We start from the raw sequence: 11677 nt of genomic DNA, 5'->3' as shown, positions 1-11677 counted from the left end.
CAGACTCCCAGGTCAGAACACATAAAGATAGCTATGCCATTATTTGTTCCTTTAGGATTTTTGATGGGCCAAATAACCCGTTTTTATGGTGCTATTTAGCGCCTTTATCTTATTGACAAACTGGTAAGCTCGTTCCCAGGTTAAATACAATCCGGGAGTTCATATGGCGATTCAGGGTATTGAAGGTGTTCTGTCACAGCTGCAGTCAACGGCGGCGATGGCGCGCAATCAGAGCGTGGATACGCAACCAAGCATCAGCTTTGCCGGGCAGCTTCACGCCGCGTTGGATCGGGTGAGCGAAACGCAAAACAGCGCGAAGGCGCAGGCGGAGAAGTTTTCGCTGGGTGAACCAGGCATCGCGCTGAACGATGTGATGACCGACTTGCAAAAAGCGTCGGTCTCGCTGCAGATGGGGATACAGGTGCGCAATAAGCTGGTGAGTGCCTACCAGGACGTGATGGCGATGCAGGTTTAATATTGAATCGGCAGGCCGGATAAGGCGTTTATGCCGCCATCCGACAATGTGCTCAGGTTATGCCGGATGGCGCTTTGCTTATCCGGCCAACAACGGCCATTTCCCTTTCTGACTTTTTCCTTTCATCGCTAAAACCCCCACGCCAATCGTCAATTACCGTGAAACGGTAGTCGGTTTAACGCTATAATGTTTCTGTTTTTTTCTCCCGGAACAGGACGAATAATGAAAAAATTAGCCATTGTGGCGGCGCTGTTAACGCTGGCAGGTTGTGCGCAGATCACCGATTACTCCGCCGTGGTAAAAGCACCGGCACCGGCGGGGCTGGCAGGGTACTGGCAGTCGGTTGGCCCGCAAAGCGCGCTGGTGAGCCCCGAGGCGATGGGCAGCCTGATTGTCACTCGTGACGGCGATACTCTGGACTGTCGTCAGTGGCAGCGTGTGATTGCGGTTCCGGGGAAACTGATGCTGCGCGATGCGGACGTCTATAACGTCACCAATAAGCTCGATGTCTATGCGGTGGAGCGTGACAGTAATACGTTGAAATATGATGGCATGACGCTCCAGCGCGTCGATCGCCCAACGGTAGAATGCGCGGCTGCGCTGACCAAAGCGCCGCTGCTCTCCACCTTGCCGTAAGGCGCTGTCGCTCCGGCGCGAGTCGTTGCCGGAGCGAACCCTGTTAATGGTTCAGGTCGACATTGTCCTGAGGTACCAGCACCTGGCCCCCCTGTTTACCATAGGTCGACATCACCGATTTTTGCATCGACGATTGTCCTACCAGTTTGGCTAGCTCATCCATGCGCGCCTGTAGCAGACGTTTTACGGTGTTTTCATTATCCAGTACCGTGCGCAGCAGCGGACGAAGCTGTTCCTGAACCGGGTCGGTCGGTTCACTGGTCTGGGTTAATTGAGCAATCTTTTGCACCGCATTAACGTACTCCATTTCACTGGCAATCAGTTCATCCCACAGTCCTTCCGTAGCAAGCCGTAGCATCCTGTTGCTTTTTTCAACCAGGTGTTGGTACGCGAGATAAAGGTGCGGTGCATAGCTCATTAGACGGCGTCCTGAATCAAATTAGGCGTAAGGAGGGATTCCTTCCAGGCATCGGCGATATTGCGCATGAGATTTTCCACCTCTTCAACGGCGCCCGTGTCGTTGTGCAGATTAGCCTGCAGAAGTCGTCTCACCATATAGGCGTAGAGCGATAACAGATTCTGCGTCAGTTCATCGCGGCTCTCTTCATCCAGACCGATTTTCAGGCCGTTTTCGATGATGTTGATTGCCTTCGACAAGGAAAGCCCTTTCCCCTGCAGATTACCGTCCTGCATAAACAGGCGGGCGCGGATCAGCGCGCTGAGTGCGCCGTCGAACAGCATGCTGACAAGCTGCTGTTGGCTGGCGCTCATCACTGCGCTTTCTACTCCAATCTGTGCGTAGGCCTGCGTACCTTTTGCCCCGTACATGATGTCTCTCCTGGTTAAGAATGATTACTTGGAACTGCTGGTGGATTCGAACTGCTGCGTTAAATAGCTGCTGGTGTTATTTAACGAGGTCATCAGCACGTCCAGTTGGGTAAATTGGTCTTTATAACGGGCGACCTTCTGATCGATCAGATCGCTGGCGGCGTTATAGTCTTTGGTCAGTTTGTTCAGCGTTTTGCTGACGCCATCTTTGGCCGCCTGAATGATCCCGGTGCTGGAAAGCCAGCTGGTCAGGTTGCTGCCGATGGTGGTGGTGATGCCGGTTTTTTTACCGTCGCCGACGATCAGGGTGCCAACGGCGGAGGAATCTTTTTTCAGCGCGGCGCTGAGTTTGTCGTCATCGACTTCCAGTTGGCCGGTACTTGGGTCAGAAGTGACACCAATCTGGGCCAGCGTTTTGTAAGTAGAAGAACTTAGCGTATTGCTCAGCGCGCTCTTGAGCTGGGTCTGAATGGTGCGCAGCGTGGTGTCGCCAATCAACGCGCCGTTGTTGGTGCTTTGGCTGTCGGAGCCAGGATCAACCGCGGTGTATTTGGTCAGGCTGCTGAAGGTATCCTGCAGGGCGTTATAGGCCGTCACCCACGCTTTTACCGCCGCTTGCGCTTTCGTCGTATCCTGGGTGATGGTCAGCGTCTGGTTGCCGGTAGTCGTATCATTGAGGTTCAGCGTAATGTCTTCCAGCGCATCGCTGATGGTGTTGCTGCTGTTTTCAATCGCAACGTTGTTCACCGTAAGCTTGGCGTTTTGCGCCGTCACGCTCTCGGTCATCCCGTTGCCGTCACCGCCTTTGACGCCGTTATAGCCCATAAAGCTTTGTAGCGCGCTGTCGCCGCTGACGCTGAGCGTCATGGCGTTATCTTTGCCGGTGTCATTCGAGGTCACCGACAGGCGATAGGCCCCGCCGACGTTAATAATACTGGCGCTGACGCCCGCTTTGGCGTTGTTGATGGCATCGCGGATCCCGGCTAACGAGGAGTTTGCCGCGCTGATATCAATGGTCACCGGTTTTTTGTCGCCGCCCTGTTGAATCGTCAGGACGCTGTCGCTGGTGGCGATGGCTGTTTTGCTGTCGGCCTGCGTTTTACTGGTGGTCAGCGTTTGCGCCTGCGCCAGCTGGGTCACGCTAATGGTGTATTTACCCGCAATGGCGTTGCCGGTGGTGGTGGCGCTAAAGGCGGTAGTGGTGCTGGCCGTTGTGGTGGCGGTAAACAGGTCCGCTTTAGACAGCGCGGTGTTGGCGGTCTGGAACGCCTCCAGCGAGCTTTTCAACGTGCCGTAGCCGCTGAGTTTAGCGGAGTAAGAGCTTTGCTGTTTGGTAATAGGCGTTAACGTGGCTTTTTCAGCTGCGGTCAGGCTATCCAGAATGTCGCCCAGCTTCAGGCCGGACCCGATCCCCAATGAAGAAATGCTTGCCATTTTTATTCCTTAATGTGTCGACACGTAGAATGAATGTCTGGGTTATCGGCCTGAATGCGTCAAAGTTTACGCTTAATTGTTTTTTTTTAATGGCGAGAATAAGGGCAACAGAAAAGAGTATTTCGGCGGCTAAAAAAAAGAGGGGGTTGGTAAAAATAATTCTAAAGGTTGTTTTACGGCAGACGATAACACCTTTGACGGCGATTGAGCCGACGGGTGAAAACCCAATACGTAATCAACGACTTGAAATATAGGATAACGAATCATGGCACAAGTCATTAATACCAACAGCCTCTCGCTGATCACTCAGAACAACATCAACAAGAACCAGTCTGCTCTGTCCAGTTCGATCGAGCGTCTGTCTTCTGGCTTGCGTATCAACAGCGCGAAGGATGACGCAGCGGGTCAGGCGATTGCTAACCGTTTCACCTCTAACATTAAAGGCCTGACTCAGGCGGCACGTAACGCCAACGACGGTATCTCCGTTGCACAGACCACCGAAGGTGCTCTGTCTGAAATCAACAATAACTTACAGCGTGTTCGTGAGCTGACCGTTCAGGCGACCACGGGTACTAACTCCGATTCCGATCTGTCTTCCATCCAGGACGAAATCAAATCCCGTCTGTCAGAAATTGACCGCGTTTCTGGCCAAACCCAGTTCAACGGCGTGAATGTGCTCGCTAAAAACGGCACTATGTCTATTCAGGTTGGTGCCAACGATGGGCAGACTATTGACATCAATTTGCAAAAAATCGATTCATCTACACTAGGTCTTTCTGGTTTTAACGTACAAGCTGCTTCTAGTCTTACAACTGCAACCATTAAAAATACTTTTTCCGATTCTGGCACGACTATTGGCACTGTTAACGTTTCCAGTCTCGGCGGAAGCGCGACAGGTACTCCTCTGTCTTTCGATGATGCTACTGGTAAATACTATACTACTGTTAGTGGCTCAACGAATACTAGTGATGATGGTGTGCACGAAGTTACCGTAACAAGTGCTGGCGTAGCAACTGTTGGGGTTGCTGCGGGTAGCATTCCAACTGGTGCACGTGCTGTTACAGAGTATCAGACTGGTACGGTTATTAATACGGCGACTGCAGCAGCTACTCTTGTTGCTGCTGGAATTACTGGTGCTGCAGCGGGTAATACATCATTAGTAAAAGTGACTGCTACAGATTCCCAAGGTAATGCTTCAGATGCTGGTTACGCGATCTCCTACAACGGTAAGTTATATCAGACTGATTACAACGGTGCAGACAATACAACTGTTGATGTAAATACTGTTAAATATACTGACTCTACAGGTACTATGGCTACTGGGGCTATTGCTCTTGGCGGTGTTGATAAGCAAACAGCAGTTGTAAATGTTGGAGGCAAGAATTATGCCGCTGATCAGGTTAGTGGACATGATTTCAAAAATGGCACTGCATTGACTCAAATTGCATCAGCCGCAACGACGAATCCATTGGAGAAACTGGATCAAGCAATTGCCCAAGTGGACAAATTCCGTTCTTCCCTGGGTGCCGTTCAGAACCGTCTGGATTCCGCGGTAACCAACCTGAACAACACCACCACCAACCTGTCTGAAGCGCAGTCCCGTATTCAGGACGCCGACTATGCGACCGAAGTGTCCAACATGTCTAAAGCGCAGATCATTCAGCAGGCCGGTAACTCCGTGCTGGCTAAAGCGAACCAGGTTCCACAGCAGGTTCTGTCTCTGCTGCAGGGCTAATCGCTCTCAACCTGACCAACCCCGCCTCGGCGGGGTTTTTTTGTTGCTGAAATTTCACTTACTCCGCAAATAACCCCACATTTCTCCCACTGTTCCATCGATTAAAACGGCTATAGAAACGGATAATCGTGCCGATAACTCATATTAATGCAGGGCTGTTTATCGTGAATTCAATGTATACCGCTGAAGGTGTAATGGATAAACACTCGCTATGGCAACGCTATGTGCCGCTGGTGCGTCACGAAGCATTGCGCCTTCAGGTGCGTTTGCCGGCGAGCGTGGAACTGGACGATCTGCTCCAGGCGGGCGGTATCGGCTTATTGAACGCAGTTGAACGCTATGACGCTCTGCAAGGTACGGCATTTACGACTTACGCAGTGCAACGCATCCGTGGGGCGATGCTGGACGAATTACGCAGCCGTGATTGGGTGCCGCGTAGCGTCCGGCGGAACGCGCGTGAAGTTGCGCAAACGTTAGGACAGCTGGAGCAGGAACTGGGACGAAACGCGACCGAAACCGAAGTCGCGCAGCGGCTGGGGATCGCGATTGAAGAATACCGTCAGGTGCTGCTGGATACCAATAACAGCCAGCTCTTCTCCTATGATGAATGGCGAGAAGAATACGGCGACAGCATCGAGCTGGTGACGGAAGAGAATCAACACGAAAACCCACTGCATCAACTACTGGAAGGCGATCTTCGCCATCGCGTGATGGAGGCCATCGAGGCCCTGCCGGAGCGTGAGAAGTTGGTGTTAACTCTCTATTACCAGGAAGAGCTGAACCTCAAAGAGATCGGCGCGGTTCTGGAAGTCGGGGAGTCGCGCGTCAGCCAACTGCACAGCCAGGCCATTAAGCGTCTGCGCATTAAACTGGGTAAATCGTAGACTGGTGTAACGTCACGTTAGCGCCAAAAATGCCGCATTATGTAATGAGAACCCGGAGTTATCATAATGATGCAGGTAAAAAGACGGCCATTAAGCCGCTATCTCAAAGACTTTAAACACAGCGAAACGCATTGCGCCCATTGTCATAAGCTGCTCGATCGCATCACCTTAGTGCGTCAGGGGGTGATCGTGAATAAAATCGCCATCTCCCGTCTGGATACGCTAATGGACGACAGCGCCTGGCAGCAGGAGCGTCAAGCCTGGTCCGCGTTATGCCGCTTCTGCGGCGATCTGCACTGCAAGGAGCAGAGTGCGTTCTTCAATATCATCGGCTTCAAACAATACCTCCTCGAACAAACCGACATGAGTGCAGGCACCGTACGTGAGTACGTCGTACGTCTGCGTCGTCTTGGCAACCACTTCGTCGACAATGACGTGCCGCGTGCACTGTTGGATGAACGTCATGCAGATGAAAAGCTTGAGGCGTGGTTACCGGATACCAGCACCAACAATTATCGTATTGCCCTGCGTAAGTACCTGCGTTTTCAGCGCCACTTACCGCTAAACAGCGAGCAAAATTTCGCAGACTGTGAAACCTCTGATATATATTAAATTGGAATAAGATGTAGCTCATGGTTGTTTGTCATTGATGATGAACGGCTTACACTACGAAAAAAGTGATGCTTTTCGGGGGTATAATGAAGCTGAAGTTTCTGGGTCGTCAGGCGCTGATGGGCGCTATGGCCGTTGCGCTGGTCGCTGGAGCAAGCGTGCAGGCGTTTGCTGCAGAGAATTTATTAAACCAGGTTAAAGAGCGCGGTACGCTGCGCGTTGGCCTGGAGGGCACTTATCCTCCGTTCAGTTTCCAGGGCGATGACGGTAAGCTGACCGGTTTTGAAGTCGAGTTCGCCAACGAACTGGCGAAACACCTGGGCGTGAAGGCTGACCTCAAACCGACCAAATGGGACGGGATGCTGGCATCGCTGGACTCAAAACGTATCGACGTGGTGATTAACCAGGTCACCATTTCGCCGGAGCGTCAGAAGAAATATGACTTCTCCACCCCGTACACCATCTCCGGTATCCAGGCGCTGGTGAAAAAGGGCAGCGAAGACACCATCAAAACCGCCGCTGACCTGAAAGGCAAAAAAGTCGGTGTCGGTCTGGGGACCAACTACGAAGAGTGGCTGCGTAAAAACGTCCAGGGCGTGGATATTCGCACTTATGACGATGACCCAACGAAATACCAGGACCTGCGTGTAGGCCGTATCAACGCGATTCTGGTTGACCGTCTGGCGGCGCTGGATCTGGTGAAGAAAACCAACAATACGCTGGCCGTTGCGGGCGACGCGTTCTCCCGTCAGGAATCAGGTGTGGCGCTGCGTAAAGGCAACGAAGACCTGCTGAAAGCGGTTGATGGCGCCATCGATGCCATGCATAAAGACGGTAGCCTGAAAGCACTGTCGGAAAAATGGTTCGGGGCAGACGTGACAGAATAATCGTCATGCTTTAAAAAAGGCGCTGATTGAGCGCCTTTTTTTATTTAAGGCGCATAATAAAAACAAGACCAAGGAGATGCTATGTCACTGCAAAATTTAACCCGCTTTCCGCGCCTCGAATTGATCGGCGCACCCACGCCGCTGGAATATCTGCCGCGTTTTTCTGACTACATCGGCCGCGATATCTTTATCAAACGCGACGACGTCACCCCGCTGGCGATGGGCGGCAACAAGCTGCGTAAGCTGGAGTTCCTCGCCGCCGATGCATTGCGCGAAGGGGCAGACACGTTAGTGACCGCCGGGGCGATTCAGTCCAACCACGTACGCCAGACGGCGGCAGTGGCAGCCAAGCTCGGCCTGCACTGCGTGGCGCTGCTGGAAAACCCGATGGGCACGACGGCGGAAAACTACCTCAGTAACGGCAACCGCCTGCTGCTGGATCTGTTTAACACTCAGGTGGAGATGTGCGATGCGCTGACCGATCCGAACGCGCAGCTCGCCGAACTTGCCACGCGTCTGGAAGCGCAGGGTTTTCGCCCGTACGTGATCCCGGTGGGCGGTTCCAATGCACTGGGCGCGCTGGGCTACGTTGAAAGCGCGTTGGAGATTGCCCAGCAGTGCGAAGGGGCGGTGTCGATTTCATCCGTGGTGGTGGCTTCCGGCAGTGCGGGAACCCACGCGGGCCTGGCCGTTGGCCTCGAGCAGGTAATGCCTGACGCTGAATTGATTGGCGTGACCGTTTCGCGCAAAGTGGCCGACCAGTTGCCGAAAGTGGTGACGCTGCAGCAGGAGGTGGCACGCAGCCTTGAGCTGACGGTAAGCGCCGGTATTACGCTGTGGGACGACTATTTTGCCCCAGCCTACGGCATTCCTAATGATGACGGGATGGAAGCGGTGAAGCTGCTGGCGCGTCTGGAAGGCATTCTGCTTGACCCGGTTTATACCGGCAAAGCGATGGCCGGGCTTATCGACGGTATTAATCAGAAACGCTTTAAAGATGAAGGGCCGATTCTGTTTATCCACACCGGCGGAGCGCCTGCGCTCTTTGCCTATCATCCTCACATTTAAATAGAACGCGCTCATGCAAGAAAGTATTCAACTGGTTATCGACTCCGCGCCGTATCTGCTCAAAGGCGCGGTCTTTACGCTCCAGCTCAGTATCGGCGGGATGTTCTTCGGCCTGATTCTCGGCTTTATTCTCGCGCTGATGCGGCTCTCGCCCTTTGGTCCCATCCGCTGGCTGGCGCGCTGCTATATCTCGATTTTCCGCGGCACGCCGCTGATTGCGCAGCTGTTTATGATCTACTACGGCCTGCCGCAGTTTGGTATCGAACTCGACCCGATCCCGTCGGCGATGATTGGCCTGTCGCTCAATACTGCGGCCTACGCGGCAGAAACGCTGCGTGCGGCGATTTCGTCGATCGATAAAGGGCAGTGGGAAGCCGCCGCCAGTATCGGGATGACGCCGTGGCAAACCATGCGCCGCGCGATTCTGCCGCAGGCGGCACGGGTGGCGCTGCCGCCGCTGTCGAACAGCTTTATCAGCCTGGTGAAGGACACCTCGCTGGCGGCGACCATTCAGGTGCCGGAACTGTTCCGCCAGGCGCAGCTGATTACCTCCCGTACGCTGGAAGTGTTCACCATGTATCTGGCCGCATCGCTGATTTACTGGGTGATGGCGACGGTGCTGTCGGCGCTGCAGAACTATTTTGAAAACCAGCTTAACCGCCAGGAGCGAGATCCGAAATGAGCGCAATTGAAGTCAAAAACCTGGTGAAGAAATTCCACGGGCAAACGGTGCTGCACGGAATCGATCTGGAAGTGAAAGAGGGGGAAGTGGTGGCGATCATCGGGCCGAGCGGCTCGGGGAAAACCACGCTTTTGCGCAGCATTAACCTGCTGGAAGTGCCGGAAAGCGGCACCATTCGCGTCGGTGATATGACCATCGACACCGCGCGTCCGCTCAGTCAACAGAAAGGGCTGATCCGCCGCCTGCGCCAGCACGTCGGCTTTGTATTCCAGAACTTCAACCTGTTTCCGCACCGCACGGTGCTGGAGAACATCATTGAAGGGCCGGTGATTGTCAAAGGCGAAGATAAAGCTGAAGCCACCGCCAGAGCGCGTGAGCTGCTTGGTAAGGTGGGGTTGTCGGGAAAAGAGCAGAGCTACCCGCGCCGCCTCTCTGGCGGCCAGCAGCAGCGAGTGGCGATTGCGCGCGCGCTGGCGATGCGCCCGGACGTGATCCTTTTCGATGAGCCGACCTCTGCTTTGGATCCAGAGCTAGTGGGGGAGGTACTAAACACCATTCGCGCACTGGCCGAAGAGAAACGCACGATGGTTATCGTCACTCACGAAATGAGCTTTGCCCGCGACGTTGCCGACCGCGCCATCTTTATGGATCAGGGCCGCGTGGTTGAACAAGGAGAGGCGAAGGCGCTGTTTGCGAACCCACAGCAGGCTCGAACCCGCCAATTCCTGGAAAAATTCCTCATGCAGTAATGACGGCTCGGACGCGCCCGGCAATAAACCGGTGTGCGTCCGTGAGTCACTTATTTCTCGTCGCAAATAATGAACGGGGGTTATTTGTGGTCTTTTAATGAAAAATTTTACTTAAGTGTGCCTAATTAATAGGTAGATTTTATATCCCCCCCATCATAGCCAAAAGCCCTATTAGCAGTACTTCCACGGGATACGTTGCAAAAATAGGGGGAATTCAGATTATTTTGCCGAAGCGTGATATTTTATACATATAAATAAGATTTATGTGTTAGTTTTCTGTATTCATAAAAATGATTATTGATCAGGGGGTTTCTCGTAGTTATGAGAGACGATGATTTTTTCAGTTGGCGGCGGGAAATGCTGCAAATTTTCCAGGCGGCTACAGCAAGCGATCAGATATATGCGCTCTTACAGCAGCAAACCGAATATCTGGAATATGACTTCTTCGCACTGTGCGTGCGCCATCCGGTGCCTTTCACACGGCCTCGCATCTCGGTGTACACCACTTATCCCGACGCCTGGATGAGTCACTATAAGTCTGCGAATTATATGGCTATCGATCCGGTGCTGAAACCGGATAACTTCGCGCTGGGCCACCTGCGCTGGAACGATGAGTTATTTAGCGATGCGCAAGAGTTGTGGCTCGCCGCTCGCCAGCACGGTCTGCAAACCGGAGCAACCCAGTGTCTGATGTTGCCAAACCACGCTCACGGCTTCCTGTCGGTATCGCGCACGCGCGTGGCGCGTCAGCCGCTCGCAGAAGACGAAATGGCGATGCGGTTGCAAATATTATTGGAGATGAGTCTGCTGGCATTATTACGCGTCGAAGACGAAATGGTGATGCCGCGGGAAATGAAATTCAGTAAACGGGAATTAGAAATTCTGAAATGGACGGCGGAAGGTAAAACATCAGCGGAGATTTCGATGATTCTGTCTATTTCCGAGAATACCGTAAACTTCCATCAGAAGAACATGCAGAAGAAATTTAATGCGCCTAACAAAACGCAGATTGCCTGCTATGCGGCGGCGATTGGATTGATCTGACTCGTTCGCGCGTTCTGCGTGCCAGACGGCAAACCGGCTGTAAGCAGCGATGCTTCAGCCGGTTTAAGATTACTGGCGATAAGCTTGTTTAATTTGCTTAACGGTGCTGGAAAATACGGCAGCCTGAGCTTCATCTTCTAACTGCGCAATTTGTTTTTCCATTTTAAGAATCACACGCCCCGCGTCTGCCTGCCCCATTGCCTGCAGCATCAGCGTCAGCATTGCCTTCAGGCAGGAAAGTTCCTGGGCTAGATTTTGATTATTTTCAGCGGTAGAAAAATCAGGTGTGCTCATTTATTGCCTCGTACAATTTCTGCGCATTATGCGCGATCCGGATTATGAAAGCGGCGCAGTATACCACAAGCGAGAGGAAAAAAAGGAGTGCCTGTTTTTTGCGCGCAGCTCAGATCTGTTATTCATTATTATTTAGCGGTGAGAAGACAGACAGTTAGCCCTGAATTGTTTAAATATGGTTCCTTCGTCGTTAATTGTTGTTACATATTATAAGGGCTATTTATCAAATATACGACAAAGCGCCTGTTTACTCGGCTTATTGTTGTCCGCATACTGACTTTTGTGTCTGGCATCTTATTGTTTTTTAGGTCTTTCCAGTGCCTGTACACGAATATTTCCAAAAACGAGA

14 protein-coding genes are annotated in these 11677 nt (G+C 52.7%); 10 read left to right on the top strand and 4 right to left on the bottom strand.

Going from position 1 to position 11677, the window contains the following annotated elements; translation table 11 throughout:
* The first annotated feature begins 163 nt into the window (after positions 1-163).
* Positions 164-475: a flagellar hook-basal body complex protein FliE gene (gene fliE, locus V6944_RS01445; RefSeq protein WP_333497606.1), complete on the top strand. Its 312-nt coding sequence runs from the start codon at positions 164-166 to the stop codon at positions 473-475.
* A gap of 222 nt (positions 476-697) precedes the next feature.
* Positions 698-1111, top strand: a complete 414-nt coding sequence (gene yedD, locus V6944_RS01440; RefSeq protein ID WP_333497605.1) for a lipoprotein YedD — start codon at positions 698-700, stop codon at positions 1109-1111.
* A 43-nt stretch (positions 1112-1154) separates the two neighbouring features.
* Here yedD and fliT read toward each other — a convergent pair whose 3' ends face one another.
* From fliT to fliD, 3 genes are read right to left on the bottom strand one after another with little or no spacing between them, the layout of a single operon-like run.
* Positions 1155-1529: a flagella biosynthesis regulatory protein FliT gene (fliT, locus tag V6944_RS01435; protein ID WP_333497604.1), complete on the bottom strand. Its 375-nt coding sequence runs from the start codon at positions 1527-1529 to the stop codon at positions 1155-1157.
* A complete protein-coding gene (fliS, locus tag V6944_RS01430) occupies positions 1529-1939 on the bottom strand; it encodes a flagellar export chaperone FliS (RefSeq protein WP_220439305.1) in 411 nt (136 codons plus the stop codon). Before fliS ends, fliT begins: the two co-directional genes overlap by 1 nt.
* A 24-nt stretch (positions 1940-1963) precedes the next feature.
* Complete coding sequence (gene fliD / locus V6944_RS01425) at positions 1964-3373, bottom strand: flagellar filament capping protein FliD (protein ID WP_333497603.1); 1410 nt, start codon at positions 3371-3373, stop codon at positions 1964-1966.
* 265 nt (positions 3374-3638) lie between these two features.
* On the opposite strand from fliD, the gene V6944_RS01420 reads away from it, so the two are divergent.
* From V6944_RS01420 to sdiA, 8 genes are all read left to right on the top strand, one after another.
* Positions 3639-5108 carry a flagellin N-terminal helical domain-containing protein gene (locus tag V6944_RS01420; RefSeq protein WP_333497602.1) on the top strand — a complete coding sequence of 490 codons (1470 nt, stop codon included), beginning with the start codon at positions 3639-3641 and terminating at the stop codon, positions 5106-5108.
* A 164-nt stretch (positions 5109-5272) separates the two neighbouring features.
* Positions 5273-5992 carry an RNA polymerase sigma factor FliA gene (locus tag V6944_RS01415; RefSeq protein ID WP_185669448.1) on the top strand — a complete coding sequence of 240 codons (720 nt, stop codon included), beginning with the start codon at positions 5273-5275 and terminating at the stop codon, positions 5990-5992.
* A gap of 60 nt (positions 5993-6052) precedes the next feature.
* On the top strand, positions 6053-6604 hold the full coding sequence (gene fliZ / locus V6944_RS01410) for a flagella biosynthesis regulatory protein FliZ (protein WP_333497909.1): 552 nt from the start codon (positions 6053-6055) through the stop codon (positions 6602-6604).
* Positions 6605-6690: 86 nt separating this feature from the next.
* Positions 6691-7491 (top strand): cystine ABC transporter substrate-binding protein, encoded by an 801-nt coding sequence (gene tcyJ, locus V6944_RS01405; RefSeq protein WP_185669447.1) that lies wholly within the window; start codon positions 6691-6693, stop codon positions 7489-7491.
* Between the two features lie 81 nt (positions 7492-7572).
* Complete coding sequence (gene dcyD, locus V6944_RS01400) at positions 7573-8559, top strand: D-cysteine desulfhydrase (RefSeq protein WP_333497601.1); 987 nt, start codon at positions 7573-7575, stop codon at positions 8557-8559.
* 13 nt (positions 8560-8572) lie between these two features.
* Positions 8573-9241: a cystine ABC transporter permease gene (gene tcyL, locus V6944_RS01395; protein ID WP_333497600.1), complete on the top strand. Its 669-nt coding sequence runs from the start codon at positions 8573-8575 to the stop codon at positions 9239-9241.
* The gene (tcyN, locus tag V6944_RS01390) at positions 9238-9990 is read left to right on the top strand and encodes an L-cystine ABC transporter ATP-binding protein TcyN (RefSeq protein WP_333497599.1); all 753 of its coding nucleotides are present in this window, start codon (positions 9238-9240) and stop codon (positions 9988-9990) included. The genes tcyL and tcyN overlap by 4 nt, the downstream gene beginning before the upstream one ends.
* 321 nt (positions 9991-10311) lie before the next feature.
* Positions 10312-11034: a transcriptional regulator SdiA gene (gene sdiA, locus V6944_RS01385; RefSeq protein WP_333497598.1), complete on the top strand. Its 723-nt coding sequence runs from the start codon at positions 10312-10314 to the stop codon at positions 11032-11034.
* A gap of 69 nt (positions 11035-11103) precedes the next feature.
* Here the strand turns inward: sdiA and V6944_RS01380 are convergent, their stop codons facing one another.
* Positions 11104-11328, bottom strand: coding sequence for a DUF2594 family protein (locus tag V6944_RS01380; protein ID WP_333497597.1), 225 nt, complete (start codon positions 11326-11328; stop codon positions 11104-11106).
* Positions 11329-11677 lie beyond the last annotated feature (349 nt).

The sequence above is a fragment of the Kluyvera sp. CHPC 1.2972 genome (assembly GCF_036759925.1).
In the GTDB taxonomy this organism is placed as follows: Bacteria; Pseudomonadota; Gammaproteobacteria; order Enterobacterales; family Enterobacteriaceae; genus Kluyvera.
This window is presented reverse-complemented; position numbering and strand designations above follow the sequence as displayed.

Coding starts and splice junctions, on each gene's coding strand:
- tcyN (WP_333497599.1), top strand. CDS start 9,238: ATGAGCGCAATTGAAGTCAAAAACCTGGTGAAGAAATTCCACGGGCAA.
- dcyD (WP_333497601.1), top strand. CDS start 7,573: ATGTCACTGCAAAATTTAACCCGCTTTCCGCGCCTCGAATTGATCGGC.
- fliS (WP_220439305.1), bottom strand. CDS start 1,939: ATGTACGGGGCAAAAGGTACGCAGGCCTACGCACAGATTGGAGTAGAA.
- tcyL (WP_333497600.1), top strand. CDS start 8,573: ATGCAAGAAAGTATTCAACTGGTTATCGACTCCGCGCCGTATCTGCTC.
- tcyJ (WP_185669447.1), top strand. CDS start 6,691: ATGAAGCTGAAGTTTCTGGGTCGTCAGGCGCTGATGGGCGCTATGGCC.
- V6944_RS01420 (WP_333497602.1), top strand. CDS start 3,639: ATGGCACAAGTCATTAATACCAACAGCCTCTCGCTGATCACTCAGAAC.
- fliT (WP_333497604.1), bottom strand. CDS start 1,529: ATGAGCTATGCACCGCACCTTTATCTCGCGTACCAACACCTGGTTGAA.
- fliD (WP_333497603.1), bottom strand. CDS start 3,373: ATGGCAAGCATTTCTTCATTGGGGATCGGGTCCGGCCTGAAGCTGGGC.
- V6944_RS01380 (WP_333497597.1), bottom strand. CDS start 11,328: ATGAGCACACCTGATTTTTCTACCGCTGAAAATAATCAAAATCTAGCC.
- sdiA (WP_333497598.1), top strand. CDS start 10,312: ATGAGAGACGATGATTTTTTCAGTTGGCGGCGGGAAATGCTGCAAATT.
- yedD (WP_333497605.1), top strand. CDS start 698: ATGAAAAAATTAGCCATTGTGGCGGCGCTGTTAACGCTGGCAGGTTGT.
- fliE (WP_333497606.1), top strand. CDS start 164: ATGGCGATTCAGGGTATTGAAGGTGTTCTGTCACAGCTGCAGTCAACG.